At 37.1% G+C, this 18616-nt stretch carries 21 protein-coding genes, 1 pseudogene and 1 riboswitch; of the genes and pseudogenes, 14 read left to right on the forward strand and 8 right to left on the reverse strand.

Annotation, left to right across the window (positions count from 1 at the left end; genetic code table 11):
• Positions 1-14 precede the first annotated feature (14 nt).
• Complete coding sequence (locus tag MHI18_RS15350) at positions 15-1004, forward strand: YeiH family protein (RefSeq protein WP_340848571.1); 990 nt, start codon at positions 15-17, stop codon at positions 1002-1004.
• A 55-nt stretch (positions 1005-1059) separates the two neighbouring features.
• On the opposite strand, the gene MHI18_RS15355 is transcribed toward MHI18_RS15350, so the two are convergent.
• Positions 1060-2409: a hemolysin family protein gene (locus tag MHI18_RS15355; protein WP_340848572.1), complete on the reverse strand. Its 1350-nt coding sequence runs from the start codon at positions 2407-2409 to the stop codon at positions 1060-1062.
• A gap of 427 nt (positions 2410-2836) precedes the next feature.
• On the opposite strand from MHI18_RS15355, the gene MHI18_RS15360 reads away from it, so the two are divergent.
• The 4 genes from MHI18_RS15360 (at position 2837) to MHI18_RS15375 (ending at position 4675) form a co-directional block, all read left to right on the forward strand.
• On the forward strand, positions 2837-3409 hold the full coding sequence (locus MHI18_RS15360; protein ID WP_340848573.1) for a YitT family protein: 573 nt from the start codon (positions 2837-2839) through the stop codon (positions 3407-3409).
• A gap of 65 nt (positions 3410-3474) precedes the next feature.
• Positions 3475-3615 carry a hypothetical protein gene (locus tag MHI18_RS15365; protein WP_340848575.1) on the forward strand — a complete coding sequence of 47 codons (141 nt, stop codon included), beginning with the start codon at positions 3475-3477 and terminating at the stop codon, positions 3613-3615.
• A 119-nt stretch (positions 3616-3734) separates the two neighbouring features.
• Positions 3735-3920: an Lmo0850 family protein gene (locus MHI18_RS15370; RefSeq protein WP_340848576.1), complete on the forward strand. Its 186-nt coding sequence runs from the start codon at positions 3735-3737 to the stop codon at positions 3918-3920.
• A gap of 119 nt (positions 3921-4039) precedes the next feature.
• Positions 4040-4675: a DedA family protein gene (locus tag MHI18_RS15375; RefSeq protein ID WP_340848577.1), complete on the forward strand. Its 636-nt coding sequence runs from the start codon at positions 4040-4042 to the stop codon at positions 4673-4675.
• Positions 4676-4710: 35 nt separating this feature from the next.
• Here MHI18_RS15375 and MHI18_RS15380 read toward each other — a convergent pair whose 3' ends face one another.
• The 3 genes from MHI18_RS15380 to MHI18_RS15390 form a co-directional block, all read right to left on the reverse strand.
• A complete protein-coding gene (locus MHI18_RS15380) occupies positions 4711-6045 on the reverse strand; it encodes a hemolysin family protein (RefSeq protein WP_340848578.1) in 1335 nt (444 codons plus the stop codon).
• A 381-nt stretch (positions 6046-6426) separates the two neighbouring features.
• Positions 6427-7551: a histidine kinase N-terminal domain-containing protein gene (locus MHI18_RS15385; protein ID WP_340848579.1), complete on the reverse strand. Its 1125-nt coding sequence runs from the start codon at positions 7549-7551 to the stop codon at positions 6427-6429.
• A gap of 127 nt (positions 7552-7678) precedes the next feature.
• Positions 7679-8548, reverse strand: a complete 870-nt coding sequence (locus MHI18_RS15390) for a cation diffusion facilitator family transporter (RefSeq protein WP_340848580.1) — start codon at positions 8546-8548, stop codon at positions 7679-7681.
• A gap of 216 nt (positions 8549-8764) precedes the next feature.
• A riboswitch (TPP riboswitch) is annotated at positions 8765-8866 on the forward strand.
• Between the two features lie 102 nt (positions 8867-8968).
• On the opposite strand from MHI18_RS15390, the gene thiT reads away from it, so the two are divergent.
• A complete protein-coding gene (thiT, locus tag MHI18_RS15395; protein ID WP_340848581.1) occupies positions 8969-9547 on the forward strand; it encodes an energy-coupled thiamine transporter ThiT in 579 nt (192 codons plus the stop codon).
• Positions 9548-9612: 65 nt separating this feature from the next.
• Positions 9613-10086 (forward strand): helix-turn-helix transcriptional regulator, encoded by a 474-nt coding sequence (locus tag MHI18_RS15400; protein WP_340848582.1) that lies wholly within the window; start codon positions 9613-9615, stop codon positions 10084-10086.
• 19 nt (positions 10087-10105) lie between these two features.
• Here MHI18_RS15400 and MHI18_RS15405 read toward each other — a convergent pair whose 3' ends face one another.
• Positions 10106-10651 (reverse strand): universal stress protein, encoded by a 546-nt coding sequence (locus tag MHI18_RS15405; protein WP_340848583.1) that lies wholly within the window; start codon positions 10649-10651, stop codon positions 10106-10108.
• A gap of 215 nt (positions 10652-10866) precedes the next feature.
• Between MHI18_RS15405 and MHI18_RS15410 the strand changes: the two genes are divergently transcribed.
• The 3 genes and pseudogenes from MHI18_RS15410 to MHI18_RS15420 all read left to right on the forward strand — a co-directional run.
• Positions 10867-11028 (forward strand): hypothetical protein, encoded by a 162-nt coding sequence (locus MHI18_RS15410; protein ID WP_340848584.1) that lies wholly within the window; start codon positions 10867-10869, stop codon positions 11026-11028.
• A 161-nt stretch (positions 11029-11189) separates the two neighbouring features.
• A complete protein-coding gene (locus tag MHI18_RS15415) occupies positions 11190-13217 on the forward strand; it encodes a transglycosylase domain-containing protein (RefSeq protein ID WP_340848586.1) in 2028 nt (675 codons plus the stop codon).
• A gap of 285 nt (positions 13218-13502) precedes the next feature.
• A pseudogene (locus MHI18_RS15420) lies at positions 13503-13715 on the forward strand (alpha/beta hydrolase family protein); the annotation flags it as partial.
• A 204-nt stretch (positions 13716-13919) separates the two neighbouring features.
• Here MHI18_RS15420 and MHI18_RS15425 read toward each other — a convergent pair.
• Positions 13920-14240: a hypothetical protein gene (locus MHI18_RS15425; RefSeq protein WP_340848587.1), complete on the reverse strand. Its 321-nt coding sequence runs from the start codon at positions 14238-14240 to the stop codon at positions 13920-13922.
• Between the two features lie 344 nt (positions 14241-14584).
• Here MHI18_RS15425 and MHI18_RS15430 point away from each other — a divergent pair, with 344 nt between their 5' ends.
• The 4 genes from MHI18_RS15430 (at position 14585) to MHI18_RS15445 (ending at position 17945) form a co-directional block, all read left to right on the forward strand.
• Positions 14585-15859 carry an MFS transporter gene (locus MHI18_RS15430; RefSeq protein ID WP_340848588.1) on the forward strand — a complete coding sequence of 425 codons (1275 nt, stop codon included), beginning with the start codon at positions 14585-14587 and terminating at the stop codon, positions 15857-15859.
• A 105-nt stretch (positions 15860-15964) separates the two neighbouring features.
• A complete protein-coding gene (locus tag MHI18_RS15435; protein ID WP_340848590.1) occupies positions 15965-16504 on the forward strand; it encodes a glutathione peroxidase in 540 nt (179 codons plus the stop codon).
• A 118-nt stretch (positions 16505-16622) separates the two neighbouring features.
• Positions 16623-17159 carry a GNAT family N-acetyltransferase gene (locus MHI18_RS15440; protein WP_340848593.1) on the forward strand — a complete coding sequence of 179 codons (537 nt, stop codon included), beginning with the start codon at positions 16623-16625 and terminating at the stop codon, positions 17157-17159.
• A gap of 36 nt (positions 17160-17195) precedes the next feature.
• Positions 17196-17945: an SDR family NAD(P)-dependent oxidoreductase gene (locus MHI18_RS15445; RefSeq protein WP_340848594.1), complete on the forward strand. Its 750-nt coding sequence runs from the start codon at positions 17196-17198 to the stop codon at positions 17943-17945.
• Here MHI18_RS15445 and MHI18_RS15450 read toward each other — a convergent pair.
• Positions 17933-18160 (reverse strand): hypothetical protein, encoded by a 228-nt coding sequence (locus MHI18_RS15450; protein WP_340848595.1) that lies wholly within the window; start codon positions 18158-18160, stop codon positions 17933-17935. The genes MHI18_RS15445 and MHI18_RS15450 overlap by 13 nt on opposite strands.
• Positions 18161-18260: 100 nt before the next feature.
• A complete protein-coding gene (locus tag MHI18_RS15455) occupies positions 18261-18614 on the reverse strand; it encodes a hypothetical protein (protein WP_340848596.1) in 354 nt (117 codons plus the stop codon).
• Between the last annotated feature and the right edge of the window lie 2 nt (positions 18615-18616).

Here is an 18616-nt window from a genome sequence, read left to right on the forward strand (position 1 = left end):
TTGGGATGGGGTATATGGGCAATCAATTAAGGAAGATAGGACCAGGGTTATTGGTTTGCATGATAATTGGAACAGGATCTTTATTTGCGGGAAAGTGGTTTCCTAACCTCGGTGCTGGGACCATTGCGATCTTATCTGGGATCATTCTTGGAAATTTAGGAGTAAGCAGACATTCCCGGCTAGACGCAGGAACCAAATTTTCTGAATCCACGTTATTATATACAGCGATTATTCTACTAGGTGCTACAGTCAGCTTCCAGGCAATTGCTGCAATTGGATGGAACGGAGCCTTGTTTATCCTGTTAATCATGATGAGTACAGTAACGGCTGCTCTATGGATGGGGAAAAGGATGGGGTTACCAGAAGATTTTCGGATGTTAATGGCTGGTGGAAATGCAGTATGTGGTTCTTCAGCCATTGCGGCGGTCGCACCGGCTATAGGCGCAGATGATAAACAAAAAGGGTTAGCCATAACGATGGTGAACCTCACTGGAACCATTTTAATGTTAGTCCTTCCATGGCTTGTAGGACTTCTTTATAGCGATAGGATAATACCTTCATCAGCCTTAATTGGAGGCGTACTCCAATCCGTTGGTCAAGTGGTCGCCAGTGGAAGTATGGTAAGTGAGGAGGTAAAGGATCAGGCGGCTATATTTAAGATCGTTCGAATCCTGCTCTTAGCAGGCGTTATTTCCTTATTAGTCTCTTTACGCGGGAAGAAACAACCCTCAGCGCAGAAAACTAAATGGTACACTATTCCTTGGTATATTAAAGGTTTTTTTATTCTATGTACGATAAATACATGTTTAGCCTTGCCGGAGTTGCTAGAAGTGAGTATGAAGAAAACAGGGAACTTCTTAGAAATTACCGCCCTAGCAGGAATTGGACTGAGAGTGAAATTTGCTGATTTAATTGCGCAGGGAGCAAAAGCGGGTTTATATACGGTGCTGCTAGCCAGCTGTCAATTGGCTGCGGCAGTTATTCTTATCCTGCTGCTGTTTTAATGTTTAGCAGTTTCATAACCAAACACCCCTGCTCGATGTGAGCAGGGGTGTTTGGTTATGAAACAATTTCCGTTTGTTGAATGGGGAATTGTTTGATTTCTGAAACTGGCTGAACATGCTTGTATATCTCAATGTAACGGATATGATGTTCTTCCATGTCTTTAATTTTAAAACTAAAAGGTCCTTGTGTTAAGATATCCCCTTGTTTAGCCTCGTAATTTGCAGTCAGCATCCAACCGCCAATGGTATCAATATCTTCAGACATAATCTCAAGTCCCAATAAATCATTTACTTCGGTGATTAGTAGTTTCGCATCAACGATATAATGGTCATCCTTAAGTTTTCGCACTTCTGGTATCTCATCCAAGTCGAATTCGTCACGTATGTCTCCAACAATCTCTTCTAAGATATCTTCAACTGTAACCATGCCAGAGGTTCCACCGTATTCATCCATCAAGATGGCGATATGAATACGTTCTTTTTGCATTTTTAAAAGCAAGTTATGAATAGGGATACTATCAATAACACGAATAATTGGTCTGATGTATGGTTCGATGGTTTTTGTTGACTGACTATTATTTGTAATCATTTCTGTGAAAAATTCTTTCACATTAACCATTCCAATCACATGATCCTTGTCGCCGTCAATAACAGGATATCTAGTGAATTTTTCCTCAGTCATAATGGTAAAGAAATCTTCAATTGTATCATCTTTGGAAAAAGTGACAATCTCAGTCCTAGGAACCATAATTTCTTTAGCAATTCGGTCATCAAATTCAAAAATCTTATTTACATATTTAAACTCAGATTGGTTGATTTCACCACTTTTATAGCTGTCAGATAGAATAATTCGCAGCTCTTCTTCACTGTGGGCAATTTCATTTTCTGAAACAGGCTGTAAACCAAAAGTACGAATAAGAAGCCTTGCTGAGCCATTTAATACCCAAGTAAAGGGATACATAATCTTATTAAAAAAGATCAGCGGTCTGGATACAAGCAGCGTGATTTCTTCAGCTTTTTGGATGGCCAGCGTTTTTGGTGCCAATTCTCCCACAACAACATGAAGAAAGGTGATAAAGATAAAGGCGACTGCAAAAGAAAGAATATGGGAAACATTATCGGGAATATTTATACCGGTTAGAAGAGGTCCAATGATTTTTTCCACTGTAGACTCGCCAATCCAACCAAGAGCTAGTGCAGTAATGGTAATGCCTAGCTGACATGCTGATAAATATTCATCCAAATTGGAGACAATTCGCTTTGCTTTAAGAGAATTCCGTTTCCCTTCTTCAATTAACTGGTCAATTCTTGAACTTCTCACCTTAACGATTGCAAACTCTGATGCTACAAAAAATGCCGTCAAAGCAATTAAAATGGCTACAAAAACCAAGTTTATTATGTCCAAATAGTCTTCCTTAATTCGCCATTAAAGGCAAATAAGGAGCCCACCTCCTAAGATATTAAAAAATAGTAAAAGTGTATCAGGGTAAGTCCGACGGGAAATTGCAAAACTAGTTTGCCTATACACAGTGCAAGCTTGTTCTAACAATTATTCGTTAGCATCATCCCATCAATCACCTCTGCTTCTATTTAAATAACTTAATTATAGAAAAACTTATTAAAACCGTCAAATGACTTAAAGCACCGTAAAGAGGTAGTATTTCATCTATATGGTGGTTACGCCTTCAATATTAACGGTTTTTAGTGGTTTTTACCATTAATACGTCTTATTAAATAGAATATTCAGAATATATTTATTTGCTAATCATGTACGACTAAAATAGGACAACCATCATATATTTAAAATGATAAGAGGGGAAGGTGGATAGGCAATGCATCTATTAGAAAAGGCCGGGGCGATTCTGGTAGGAAGTTTACTCCTTGGAATTGGCGTTAATTTCTTTCTTAGTCCTTACCATTTACTCGACGGCGGTATGATTGGTATCGGCCTATTGATCCATTACTATTTTGACTTCCCAACTGGACTGAGTATGATACTAATGAGTATTCCTCTATATATATATGCGTGGTATTATCAGAGGAAATTATTCATTCAGAGTCTTCATGGGTTATTGATCTCTTCCTTGTGTGTCGATTGGCTTTCGGGTTTTCCATTCAGTTGGGACATACCTGTTTACATGAACGCCATTTTAGGCGGAACGTTTATCGGCTTGGGTATTGGATTAATGCTCCGGTATGAGACAACTACAGGAGGGACGGACTTACTAGCAAAGATCATTTCAAATAAACTATCGATAAATCCTGGTCTGATTATCTTTGGCATAGATGTATGCATCATATTATCTGGAATTGGTATTGTAGGTATGACTACATTTTTGTATTCTGGTTTGACCATTCTGTTTGTTGCCATACTAACATCTATAACGGTTAAGAAGACAGTTTAGTTGATTATGTTTTAGGAAAAGGTGACTAGTGCAGAAAAAGGAAGGAGAAGGGATTCTATTTCTATTTGTACAGTCATCTTTTTGATGGTTACACAGGCAATCTATTACGAAGGTTGGATCTTAGTGAAGACTTAATGAGTTTTACAGGCTTTTTCACGATTCTAAATGATAAATTAGTGGTTCTTCATAATCAAATGACTAGTTGATGAGAATTTCATATCTAATAAAATGTCAAGTAATAGGCTGTGAAATGAGAAAAAGAGGTTTTACTTGACTTTATTAAGGGAAAGTAAAAAACAACAAGTAATCCGAAGGGGTGACGAAGTTGGGTAATGAAATAATTAATAAATTTAAGAACATGGGAATACAAGTTGAAAAGACAAAATCACGCCATGAAATATTCTCTACTGTTTTTCGTGATGATCCGGAAGTCCTGCTGTCTCAAACTTCATTCTTTTCCCAACAATTAGCCTGTATAAAACCAGATAAACGAAAAATCAGCGAATTATAAGTCATGAGCGTGCGCTAATCAGGGTATGCTTTTTTTATTTGTTTAAACTAGTTAAAGCCTGTACTAGAATGCCAATTATCCTCATAGAATAAAATAAATAACCAGGTAAGGGGACATATATGTCAGACATCATAATGAAATGCTTGGCTTTTTTTTCTGATATGGGGTATTTCGGAATTATGTTCGGATTAATGATTGAAATTATTCCTAGTGAACTGGTTTTAGGATATGGCGGCTATTTAATCAGTCAAGGGAAAATGGGGTTTGGAGGGGCCGTTTTAGCGGGAACGATTGGAGGGACCCTGGCACAACTATTTCTATATTGGGCTGGTTTTTATGGAGGACGTCCATTTTTGCTGAAGTATGGAAAATATATCTTAATCAATGAACATCAAATGGACGCAGCAGAGCGTTGGTTCAAAAAGTACGGAGCAGGGGTAGTGTTTATTGCGAGATTCATTCCCATTGTGAGGCATGCTATCTCTATACCAGCTGGGATTGCAAAGATGTCGCTAATACGGTTCAGTGTTTATACGGTATTAGCCATCGTTCCGTGGACGGTTCTTTTTTTATGGCTCGGTAAAACACTAGGAGATCAGTGGCATTTAGTAAAAGAAGCATCAGCACCCTATATAGGCGGACTCTCTATATTAATCATATTAGCGGCAGTGTATTTTTGGTGGAACCGAACTACTCATGAGCCAATCGTCGTTGTCACAAGAAAAGAATTTTTTAGAAACAAACAGAATAAATGATAAAAAAAGCTTGCAGGTTCTCTGCAAGCTTTTTTTCAATTCTCTAAGTTAAGTTCATTCTCTAATTGAAGCCGTTCAAGATTTTTTGTTACTTCAATGCACTTTATTGAGTGATCTTCCATTTCTAAGACCTTGAAACAGAAGCCGTCCTTTTCAATAATATCATTCTCATGTACATCATAGTTTTCTGTTAGAATCCATCCGCCGATTGTATCAACGTCTTCTTCGTTAAGATGAATACCAAGAAGATCATTAACCTCTTTTACGAGAACCTTGGCATCAAACATATAATGTCCGTCTTTAATCTTCCTAATAGAAGCTACTTCGTCTATATCAAATTCATCGCGAATTTCACCAACGATTTCTTCAAGGATATCATCAACCGTTACTAATCCTGAAGTGCCGCCGTATTCGTCCATTAATACGGCCATATGAATACGTTCTTTTTGCATTTTTACAAGTAAATCATGAATAGGGATATTCTCCATTACACGAATAACAGGGCGAGTGTAGGCTTTTAAACTCGTTGAAGGGCTTTTTCTTTTCTTAACAAAATCAGAAAAAACTTCCTTAATGTTAATCATCCCAATAATATGGTCTTTGTCTCCATCTACAATCGGATATCGAGTGAATTTTTCTTCCTTCACAATGTCAATAAACTCTTGGATGGTACCATCATTATAAAGTGTAATGATTTCAGTACGCGGAACCATAATTTCTTTGGCAATTCGGTCATCAAATTCAAAAATATTATTCACATATTTGTATTCAGCTTGATTAATTTCCCCGCTCTTATAGCTTTCAGAGAGTATCATTCTAAGCTCCTCTTCGGAATGTGCAATCTCTCCTTCCGAAGCAGGTTTTAATCCAAATAACCCTGTGACAAAGCGTGCTGAGTGATTTAGTAACCAAATAAATGGAAATGCAATCTTATGAAACATAATTAATGGCTTAGATATTAGCAAACTGACTTGCTCTGCTCTTTGGATCGCGATTGTTTTCGGAGCTAGCTCACCCACAACTACATTTAAAAAAGTAATAACAGAAAAGGCAATTAAAAATGTTATGATTCCTGAGATATCTGCTGAAATATGAAGTTTCTCAAAGACTGGTGCCAAAATACTGTTCATTGTGGGTTCACCAATCCACCCAAGACCTAGTGCAGTAATTGTAATTCCTAGCTGGGTAGCAGATAAGTATTCGTCAAGATTCCCTGTTACTTTGCGGGCAGCTTCTGCTTTTGGATGTCCTTCTTCAATAAGCTGATCAATCTTTGAACCACGCACTCGAATTATTGAAAATTCGGATGCTACAAAAAAAGCAGTTAAAGCAATTAAAATGAAAACTAAGATTAAATTAAATATGTCCAACCATGTTGGGGCGGATTCAACAGTATACAGAACTTGAATCGTTTGAATGGTATGTTCAAGTTCTATAAATGCAAACTGAAGGAATCGTCCCGGTCACCTCCTAATACTGATTATTAGCTGTAGCTTTTGATTAAATTTTCTTGATTAGTATATACATAAATAATGGTAGACATGTTAGTACAGAGTTTACCTATCTAATTAATCTGTCCATGCCCATACGCTCAATGAATCACCCTCTATCCTTTAAGTATAAAGAACAATAGGTCATTCAGTCAAAATTTTCGAGCAGGCTTAGTCTCCCCATATTCTTAAAGATGATTAGAAATATATAAATACCCATTTAGATCTATTATGTAAACTCTGAAATTAAAAAATTGTCCTCTATACCGGATTCGATACGTAAGGTACCTCAATAATAAATGTGGTGAGTTGGTCGGAAGAATCACAGGTTAGCGTACCCCCATGTTTTTCGATGATTTCCTTACAGACAAATAAACCTAGTCCAGTGCCCCTTTTTTTCGTTGTAAAGAAGGGCTCAAATAGGTGAGGAAAGATACTGTCGTCAATTTTCGGACCATTATTTGAAATAGTTAGTTTAAGCATATTTGATTTACTTTTCTCGGTATTGATCGTAATGGTTGGATTGGAAACAGATGACAAGATATCTAAAGCATTTAAAATAATATTTAACAATACTTGACGAAACTCTTCCCTCGAACCTTTTAGGAAAAAGTTAGCTGTAAATGAGGAGGTAATGGATGTATTTGCTCCTAGAATACTCGGATACAAGAATTCAATAACCTCCTTGGTTAATTGCTCAATGGAGAATAATTCAATTGTTAAATCGTATGTATCCCTCTTAGAAATATTGAGAAACTGAGTTATTCGTAAATTCAGCTGAGTTAACTCCTTGGCGATTATATCTAAATATTTTATTTTTGGCTTTTCATCTTGTAATAGCTGAATAAACCCCATTATAGATGTAAGCGGATTTCGAAATTCATGGACAAAAGATGATGTCATCTGCCCAAGCAGGGTTAATCTATCTTTATGGGTAGAACTAATAAAGTAATAGTGGTTTTCATTCATTTTTGATTTGAGTTCTGAGTAATGCTCAACAGTATGGTAAATGAATTGGTCAAAACAATCATTAATGATCAACAGGAATTCATGACTTTCAGCAGCTGTTGGATTTAATGGCAGTAATCGATTAAATAGAATAGTTCTTCCTAATGAAACACTTTTTATAAATTCTGCAATATTGACTTCTGCCTGCAGTCTATCAGAAGCTACAATGTGTGCGTAATTTTTAATTTTGGAATCGATTATTTCTGGTTTTTTTTCAGTTAAAGCTTGGATTATTAGGTCGAAAAGCTGCATTCCATTTGTGTGATTACCATCTTTAAATGGGTCCTTTACTTTATAAGTAATGGTTTTAGACCATTCAGCTGCGATGGAGGACTTTTCGGAAATAAGGACTTCAATAGCGTCTTCAAAGTAATTCATCATACCCTCCATAACTTTAAAAATGATTCGTTTAATTAAATTCGATAAATGGAGATAAAAGTCCTTTTTTAGATATTTCTTACTAATGATTTTCCAATTCTGATAGGTTTCAAAGCAAGCCAGCTAGTTACTTAGTAAATGGTTCGACGTGAATAATTGCTTGCTTAATATTATGCTGTTTGCTCAAATTTTCTTCAACTTTCTCGGTGATGTGATGACCTTCGAGGATACTTAAGGTTGAATCAACATGAATCGTAGATTCGACGAGAATTTGATTTCCGTGCATGCGTGCTTTAATTTCGCTCATTTCTTTTACCCCAGGTGTTTTACTAATGGTTTCTCCGATTGTTTGAAGAAGTTGTTCATCAAACCCATCAGTCAGCGAATAGGATGAATCCCGAAAAATACTCCAGGCGGTTTTACAAATAATGATTCCAACGAGTAAGGCAGCGACGGAATCAAGCCAGTTAATTCCAATTTGTGTGCCGAGGATTCCAACCAATGCACCTAGACTTACTAATGCATCAGATTTATTATCCTGAGCAACAGCGTTAATAGAAGCACTGTTAATCTTCTTACTTATATTTAAATTATAACGGTATATTCCGTACATGAAAATGGCCGAAAACAAAGCAGTATATGAAGTCAATATACTGGGTGTTTCATGGTGACCTGAAAAAAAGGTTTGTATACCGGTAACGATTACTTGAACCCCGACGGAAGCCATTATAAATGCTGATACTAAAGATGCGATGGTTTCTGCACGCCTATGTCCATAAGCGTGGTCCTCGTCAGGCGGGCGTTTTGAAATCTTTAACCCGATTAGGACAGCTAATGAGGCAAGTATATCAGTTGTATTATTCAAGCCATCTGCCCATAAACCCTGAGAATGACCGAAATAGCCGATGCTCAGCTTTAATACAGAAAGGAACAAATAGGCAGCTATACTTACATATGCTCCTTTTTCAGCGGTAATAGAGTATTTATCTTGGTACATATATTTTACCTCCCGCAATTGCCTGTTAAAGATACCAAAGTAAATGTATGTGTGTCTATAGAAAAAGAGTCGTCTAAAGTCATTTAAATTGGTGGTTTTCAGCTGTATTTCCTTGGTATAAATTTGTTGCCATAAGGAAATCTGTCGAAAAGTCTAGAATTTAATAACTTGTATGTAATTGAAATTAATAGTATATTTTGTGTAAGGATAATTGAATATATCCACAAGGGGAGCCGTATGGCTGAGAGTGAGCGAATGAGTTCTTACCCTATGAACCTGTTAGTTAATGCTAACGTAGGGATGTGGTTTTGGATAAAGCAATGCAGGTGATCCATAACCCTCTGTCATTGCTTTTTTGCGTGCAAAAAACAATGGCAGATACTCATGAACGCTTCCCACAAAGATGAAGGGGGAAGAAAAATGAACCATAAGACATTATTTTTAGTAGAGGTAGCTGTTTTTTCTTCACTGGCATTATTACTTGATTTAGTATCAGGATTTATTTTTTCAAGAATTTGGCCACAGGGAGGATCAGTGTCCATTGCAATGGTTCCGATTTTTCTCATGGCTTATCGCTGGGGAATAAAAGGCGGGCTTTCCACAGGATTTTTACTCGGCCTTTTACAAGTTGTCAGTGGAACAGCTTGGATTGCGCATCCTATTCAGGGGTTTATTGATTATTTTTTAGCCTTTACTGTAGTGGGGATTTCAGGTGTTTTTATGACTCGCGTAAGTAGTTATTATAAGAATGGCAACAAAAAAATGGGGTTGTTCTACGGAATAGCAGGAATGTTTACAGGCAGCTTCTTGAGGTATATATGTCATGTTATTTCTGGGATCTTCTTTTTTGGATCTTCCACCCCTGCTGGTACACCAGTACTTACATTCTCCCTTGTCTACAACGGCACATATATGCTGGCAAGTTTTCTTCTTTCTGGAGTAGTAGTAGCTATGTTGTATTCTTCGGCTTCAAACGTACTTCTGAAAAAAGCGTATTAAAACGGTTTCCTGTCTTTTTTTATTAAATGAGTGTAAGATGGCACTAAAATGCTAAAAGGTGACGTATGAATCGAGAAGAAATTATTGCTCTTATTTCAGGTATAATCAAACCCATTCGTTTAGATCTTGGTTATTCGCAAGAAAAGATGGCCGAAATGCTTGGATTATCTAAAAAAACACTTGTACAGATTGAAAAACAACGAGTGTCTGCAAGCTGGACGGTTGTCATTGCTATATGTGCTTTGTTTCGTGAACATACTCTTCTTCAAACGGCATTAGGCGGTGACCCGTTAGAGACGATTGATACCACGGTCCGCTCTGGCGTTACACAACGTAAAGAAAAAACATTGGGCGGCAAGGTATGGTGGACAGAGGTGTCTGTCATGTCAGGTTACATCTTACAAAAAAATAATATCAGTCTACATTATCGTATTCTCGATGATAAGTATTACAGAATATACAGTAGTTTAGATGAACAGGAAGCTGTAAATCGCTTTCAAGAATTAATTTCCACCGATAAACAAGGCCGTTCTCTTTAGGAGAATCGGCCTTGTTTGTTTATTTGTCAGGTATGTCAAGGGGTCTATTCATTTTCGCAATTAGAACAGGACATGGAGAATCTTTAATTACAGCACTACTGGTGCTGCCTAAGAAAAACTTCTTCAATCCGCTTTTCTCACTTTCTCCAACAATAATAAGACTGGCATCTGTTCTTTGAGCATAACTACAGATGCTGTCTCCTGTATTCCCTTCTAGTACTTCGAATCGGCCTTGTATTTGGTGTTCGCTTAGTAATCTTCTTACAGTGCTTTCAGCTATGGTCACACTGTTTTTTACGACTGTATGTGTATCATCCGCCTGTGAAAAACCAGGTTCCATTGCAAGCACAGGTTGATTTTGAGAAGGGTCAATATAAAATCCTTCATTAATTTCAGACATGGACTTTCCTACTGTTCGTTGTTCAACCTTTTCATTAAAAACATGCACAATAGTGAGATGAGAGCCTAAATAGGTTTTATGCAGCTTTATGCCGTACTCGATTGCTCTTTTTCCGCTGGGTGTGCCATCGTAAGCTGCGATGATATGGTTAAATTCTACTTCCATCTTTCTTCATCTCCTCAAATGTTTTAAGTATGATTGGTTCACGATTCTAGATGAAGGGATAACAGTTTATTATGTTATACCCTCTTTTACAAAATTTATCCATAGTTTAATTATGTATTTTTTGACATAAAGAAACAAATAAGACGATGGTCATCTATAAAAATGGGGATGGTTGGTATATTATAATAATATGCTGTCTAGAAAGAGGTGGTAAGATGCAACGTAATATTCCGAAAATGCACCCTACAATTAAACGCTGCTTAACCCATCTAGAAGTATTAGGCACCGATGATAAAACAAAACAAATTGTCTATATGTATCTGCAAACCTTATATAAAGAATTGTCCTTATCCCATAAACACTCTAATGATCATTAAAGGTCCGGCAGTCGATTTTCTTCGACTGCTATTTTTTTAGGATTAGTGTATGTTTATTGGGAAATCATTAAACTAGTGACATAATGATATTTTAGAGGGTAGTAAAAGAGGGATAGACCTTTTTACCATATGAAGATTTTTTGATTGTTGGAGGGATTGTTATGGAAGGGGATCGACGGTTAAGAACAAAAAAACGGAAGAGAGCCAGACTAATCGGTTTTGTTCAGGTTGGTATCTTAGTACTGTCAATTATTACACTAGCGGCAGCTGGCTTTATATATTCTGTATTACCAGATACTGATATTAGTCAATTAAAGAATCAAATTGGTCACTCTACTAAGATTTATGATCAAGATAACCAATTGGCGAGTACTGTGACTGCGAATAAGTCAGAGGGAATATCAATAGAAAAAATACCAGAACATGTAAAAAACGCTGTGATTGCAATCGAAGACCGCCGCTTTTACGAACATCATGGTATTGACTATAAAGGGATAACACGTGCGATGGTTAATAACCTGAAGGCGGGTGGAATTGTTGAAGGAGGAAGTACTCTTACGCAGCAGTTCATAAAAATCTCATTACTTGAATCTGACAGGACCTATAAACGAAAAATACAAGAATACTTTCTCGCGAAAGAAGTTGAACATGAATATAAGAAAGACGAAATCCTTGAAATGTATTTTAATCAGGTTTATTTCGGGCATGGAGCTTGGGGAATTAATAAAGCATCCCAAATATACTTTGGTAAAGATGTTGAGCAATTAACCATTTCCGAAGGAGCGATGCTTGCGGGCGTTATTAATCTTCCAAGTAAACTAGATCCCTATAAGAATTATGAAGGAGCGATTAATCGACGTAATCTTGTCCTTAGCCGAATGGAGGAACTGAATTTAATTAGTGCTGAGAAAGCGGATCAAGCGAAGAAAGAAACAATTACTCTCGCTTCGGTTGATCAAGTAGATCCGCTAAAAGGTAAGTATCCGTATTATGTCGACCATGTTTTAGCAGAGGCTTCTAAAATGTATAAGATTGATTTGGATGAGTTGTTGACTGGCGGCTATAAAATCTATACCACATTGGATCAAGAGGTTCAAAGTATTGCAGAGGCCATTTATAAGGAAGATTCTAATTTTCCAACTGGTACAAGTCCAGATCTTGTCCAAAGTGGAACTATTTTAATCGACCCGAAAACCGGCGGAATAAAAGCATTAATCGGCGGCAGGGGAACACACCAATTTCTTGGCTATAACAGGGCTACTCAGTTGATTACATCACCGGGATCATCCATTAAGCCGCTGGCTGTTTATGTGCCTGCACTAAAAGAGGGGTATGAATTAACAGATCCTTTGGTCGATGAAAAAATGGCTTTTGGCCAATATAACCCAGAAAATTTGAATGGGCAGTATAAGGGAACGGTCCCTATGTATGAAGCAGTCATGGAATCATTAAATGTCCCGACTGTGTGGCTTCTTAATGAAATCGGTATCCAAAAAGGAGTTGACTCCTTAAAGGACTTTGGACTGCCCTTAGAAAAGGACGATCGTAACCTATCTATCGCATTAGGGGGGATGAGTAAAGGAGTATCTCCTCAGGATATGGCAGAAGCATATACGGTGTTTGCCAATAATGGTGTACGGAATGAGTCTCATGCCATTGTGAAAATTCAAGACCCAAATGGAAAAGAAATGGCTGTTTGGGAAGAACAATCGAAAAAGGTGGCCACAAAAGAAGTCGTAGAAAAAATGAATTCTATGCTCTTAGGAGTAGTGAAGTATGGAACAGGTGTAAATGCCGCAGTCGAAGGTCATGAGATTGCTGGGAAAACCGGATCCACACAGGTTCCGATAGAAGGCATATCAGGAGTAAAAGATCAGTGGTTTGTAGGGTATACACCATCACTAGTTGGAGCTGTCTGGGTTGGGTATGATAAAACAGATAAAGATCATTACTTAACGACCTATAGTAGTGAAGGGGCTACTAAAATTTTTCAAAAAATTATGGCTCAATCGTTACAATCCAAAGAATCAAAATCGTTTGAAGCAGCTGATATAGGTCCATTAATTGAAGAACAAGAAAGAAAAGCTGAAGAAGAGAACCAAAAAAACTATTGGGAAGATAAGAAAGAAGAATTTAAAAAGGGCTGGAATAAATGGCGTAATAAGCTATTTAATAACGACGGCAATTAAAAAGGATAAGGTTGGCATCTTCTGATTCATTGTCGAATCAAGGAGATGTCATTTTTTTGTAAAGAGATGGATGGAATCGTATGAATAAGAGATGTGTTGTTATGGAATATACAACCATTTTTATCAATTATCTTATATAATAAAGAGAGAGAATATTTAGAAAAATAAGTAACGCGCAGAGTAAAAAATTTTAAGAAAAGAGGAGTAAGTATGATTCAGTTTGAAAGTCGGATAGTACACATTTTTTATAAAATTTAGCTATTAGTGACTTTGCAGTTAGTCCTGATGACAAAGCCCATGTTAGTGATCCAAGGCGCGAATGATCCACGCGTTGTTCAACAGGAATCAGATCAAATTGTGGCTGCTTTGGAGGGAAAAGGGAGGGAAGTGGAATATGTCGTTCTAGAAGATGAGGGACATGGGTTTACGAAAAAGGAAAATGAAATTTACGTTTACAAGAAAATCCTAGAGTTTTTTAATACACATATACATAGATAACAGGGTGTATGGAGTGCGCATGAGAAATTATATGGATATATCAAAAATGAACTAAGCACGAAAAAGGACTGCCTTAAGGCAGTCCCGAATAATTAAAAGATAAAGTTAGCAATAATACCGATTACGACAATAGCACCAATGATCATTAAGATTGTTCTCATGTTTTTTCACATCACTTTCTTAGAGTAATAGTAAGTGTACTCATTAGAGTTTAATTTTATGATTAGAATGTACAACAAAGTCCATCTTGTCTTCAGAAATATAAGATCCAGCACAGCATTCATTGATCTTCTGCATAATGGCCTGTACTTCAGGTCCTTCAATCATAATTTTTAAATCAGAACAGTCCTCAAGGGTGAGCATAAAGGAAACGAGTTTTGATAACCGTTCAGGTTCAACTACTCTGTTCTTGCAGATGAAGTAAATACTGCCTTCATAATTTTTGGATATTTCAAACAGATCCATAATTTGCTGCATACTTAATTTCTTATCGAAGGTTAGTTGAGATGAAATTGTTTGATTCATAAGTCGATACTCCTTTTTAAGTAATATACCAATTGTATGATTTCATCGAGTTGTAGATGTTATGTTTGCTTATGTTAGATATTTACCCGCCCTGGTTCATTTGAAACCTATTATTTGGAACAGGTAAATATTATTTTGAAATACATATTATTGAAGAGTATAAGATGACAGGTACTAATGAATAACAGCTATATGAGGTTAGCGGGGGGACAGGTCTGTATTTTTAGTGTACAAAGTAGGAACTTTCATCCGCCTAAAGTCTGAAGAAAAAATGATCAGAAGGCGGTTTTTTATCGGAAAATTCCCATGTAGTATTAAAAGAAAAAACAGAATGAGGGAATGTAATGAACAATATTATTGGGATTTTTCGTAATTCAAATTACACGAAGTTGTTTTTTGCTACGTTTACATCACAAATGGGAGGCACAATTGGACTCACCGCTTTTACCTTCTATTTGCTCGATCGTTTTTCTAGTCAGCCAGCGTATGCAACAGTTACGGAATTAATGTTTTCTTTACCGACGCTGGCCGTTTTCTTTTTGGTGGGGGTGTTTGCCGACAGACTAGACCGAAGGAAGATTGCCCTTTACTGTGATTGGATATGTGCTGGACTCTCACTAATCTTTCTTTTGTTATTATCGGTTGACATTATGCCGTTGATTTTTGGGCTTCTATTTATCCGCAGTGCTATTCGTAATTTTTTCTTTCCGGCCGAGGCTGCTCTTGTGCAAGGGATATTATCTAGTGATGACTACACCACAGCTGCTGGGTTAAATCAAATGGTCTCCAGTTTATTTATGTTATTTGGAAGCGGCATGGGTGTGTTCTGTTATTGGACGTTTGGTATTGAAGGGGCGATTGCTATTGATATGGTTTGTTTTATTATTAGCGGCTTTTTGATTAAATCGACCCAATTTACTGAAGAAATACGGCTCCCAAATGGAAGACATACACTTAAAGATTTAAATGTTTCCTTAGTTATAAAGGATTTCTCGTCAGGGTTTCTCTATTTAATTCGAAATAAACTGCTGCTTACATTAATCTCTGGGTTTGTCCTTTTTGGAATAGTAAACGGTGGTTTTTCAGTCATGCAGGTGTTTATTTTAAAATATAAGCTGGAACCGTTAGATTATGAAAAGTATGCCGTTCTTTTAGGGATTATTTTCGGACTGGGTGTTTTAATAGGAAGTATCATTGCTTCCGTACTGGCAAAAAAATTAAAACTACATCATATGCTTATTATTGGTTTGTTGATTTCTGGGACAGCGACTATCTTTGGAGCCCTGGTTAATTCAACTGTTCTATATATGTGCGGGTTAGGGATTGTAGCCTTATCTCTTCCATTGGTTAACGTCTCGTTAGGTGGGTGGCTTCCAAGTATTGTGGATCCGAAGATGATGGGCAGGGTTCAGGGATGTATTAATCCGGTGATGATGCTCTCGCAATCATTGACACTATTCCTTATTGCTGTTCTATATCCTAGCTTTGTAACGATAGAAATGTTGTATTTGATTGTAGGCAGTTGTCTTGTACTTGTGGGTTTCTTCTATATGATGATTTTGCCTAAATTTATCAATCAGGAACATGCACAAAAGAAGAAGGAAGTCGTTGCTTTATAAATGGATGAGAGAGTTCTATGATGGCTAATTATAGTAAATATGTATATGATTAAATAGGACTTTTCACTTAGATGATAGTCACATAGATTTCTTGGAGGATATAGGATGAGTATCTTTAATTTTTCTGCACAAAAGATGAATGGACAGGAAATTTCTCTTGAACAATATAAAGGTAAAGCAATAATTGTTGTTAATACAGCAAGCAAGTGCGGATTTACCCCACAATATGAAGATTTGCAAAAATTATATGAACGCTATCAAGATAAGGGATTAATTATTTTAGGTTTTCCATGTAATCAATTCGGCCAAGAAACTGAAAATAATGAGGGTATACAAACATTCTGCCAGATTAATTATGGTGTTTCGTTCCCGTTATTCGGGAAGGTTGATGTTCGCGGAGAACAGGCGCACCCGCTTTTTCAATACTTAATAAAAGCAGCTCCATTCGAAGGCTTTAAGAATAATTCAGGCAGCAGACTGTTGAAATCGATGATTGAGTCAGAGCACCCAGAACTCTTGGGAGACGATTCTATTAAATGGAACTTCACTAAATTCTTGATTAATAAGGAAGGGGAAATCGTTAAACGATTTGAACCAGCGGATGAGCCCTTTGACATGGAAGCTGATATTGAGAAATTAGTATAAAGGCATTAATATTAACGGGCAGTCCTCCAGATGAGAGGGCTGCCTTTTTACGATTTTAAAGGAATAGAAGTAGTTAAATCGAATAGATAAGAGAGATAAAAATATAGGGGGAAAGTAAATGTTTCCGAAGCTTGAGACTAGCCGATTGATTCTAAGAGAAATAGGGAATGAGGATATAGAGAGCGTTTTTTCAATCTTTTCTAATTCGGATGTCACCCGTTTTTATGGAATGGAACCGATGGAAAATAGTAACCAAGCAATACAACTTATCACGAACTTTACTAAAAGTTATCAAAAGAATCAGGGGATACGATGGGGAATTGTCAAAAAAGAAGACAATGAACTAATAGGTACAATTGGATTTAATAATTGGGCTCCGAAGAATAAACGGGCTGAAATTGGTTATGATCTTCACCCTAGTTATTGGCGGAAGGGATATGCAACGGAAGCCATTCAACGTGTATTGTCATATGGGTTTAGTCAGATGGAGTTAAATCGTATTGGTGCCATTGTATATTTGGAAAATAAGGCATCAAGACAGCTGTTGAAGAGTATCGGATTTGCAGAGGAGGGAATCTTAAAGGAATATATGCTTCAAAATGGACACTTCTATGATGTGACTATGTTTTCTCTATTAAAGCGTTCAAGAGAATAAGTAAGAGCAGAGATACCTACAGAAAGGAGTACGAATATGGATTACTCTAATAAAACGGTTATTGTAACGGGGGCTTCTAATGGTATTGGCCGAGGGGTGGCTGTTGGTTTTGCAGAAAAAGGGGCATCGGTTGTACTGGCTGATTTAGATGAGGCAGCGGGAGTCGAAGCAGCAGCTAGTTTACAAGAAAAAGGATGGCAGGCCATATTTATTAAAACAGATGTGAGACAGGAAAGTGACATTCAACAGCTGATGGAGAAAGCTGCTCAGTCATTTGGGTCGATAGATATTTTAATTAATAATGCTGGGAAAGCAAAATTTACGCCTCTTCATGAATTAGAAGTAGAAGAATGGGATGATCTATTAAATACGAATTTACGTAGTGTCTTTCTTTGTACGAAAGCGGCATCAAAATATATGAAGCAAAATGAGGCAGGAGGTGCGATTATTAATCTTGCCTCAACACGAGCGATGATGTCTGAACCTAACTCTGAAGCGTATGCTGCCAGTAAGGGCGGAATTGTTGCATTGACGCATGCTCTCGCCGCTTCACTTAGTCAAGAAAGAATTACGGTGAACGCCATTTCTCCAGGCTGGATTGAAACAGGTGATTATGCGCGGTTAAGAACAGAAGATCATCTTCAGCATTTTTCAAGACGAGTTGGCCGTCCTCAAGATATAGCTCGGGCTTGTTTGTATCTAACGGCAGAGGAAAATGACTTTGTAACAGGGATAAATCTGATCATCGACGGGGGAATGACTCGTAAAATGATTTATGAAGAATAGTCAGTCAGCTCTTTCTTGCGACCGCGATAATTTTCCTCGTGATTAAACTCTCGGTTGAGAAGCAGTTCCATCGCTTCAAGATCGGAGGTATGTACGGGTGGATCTAATTTTGACCATTGTACGTAATAAATAACATAATAGCTTTTAATTTTTCTTAAAATGACGGGCGAATTTGGAAAGGCATCATATAAAGCCTTCACTTGATGGCGTTTCATATAGGACCAGTGTAATAGATTCATAGCTGCACCTGCTTTTATTCTTTTTATCTGTGTTTACCCATTGGGAAGAACAAATAATCGACCATCTCAAAAAAGCTTAAAGACTGTGCCTCAAAGCTTTTGTTGCAGTATGGAATTGAGGGCCGGTAATCGTTTTAATATCCTGAAAATAGGTACAGATCATCAGCCACTTTTCAGGATAGATAGAAACGAATCGTTGAATACTTTCGACTGAATAAATAAGTAAACAGTCAAGCGGTTCGTGCTTTATCTTCTGTAAATCATATAATAAAGCATGGGGAATCGTATAAAATTGTTCGACTTGAAAACCGTTTAATTGGACAAGGGTATGCGGCTGGTCAATGAGATACTTGTCCAACACTATTTTTTGTACCAATAAATGATAATTTTCATCGCCAGACTGTCTGTTCAATAATACGATTGAACGCATTT

The organism is Peribacillus sp. FSL H8-0477 (genome assembly GCF_038002765.1).
Classification (GTDB): Bacteria; Bacillota; Bacilli; order Bacillales; family DSM-1321; genus Peribacillus.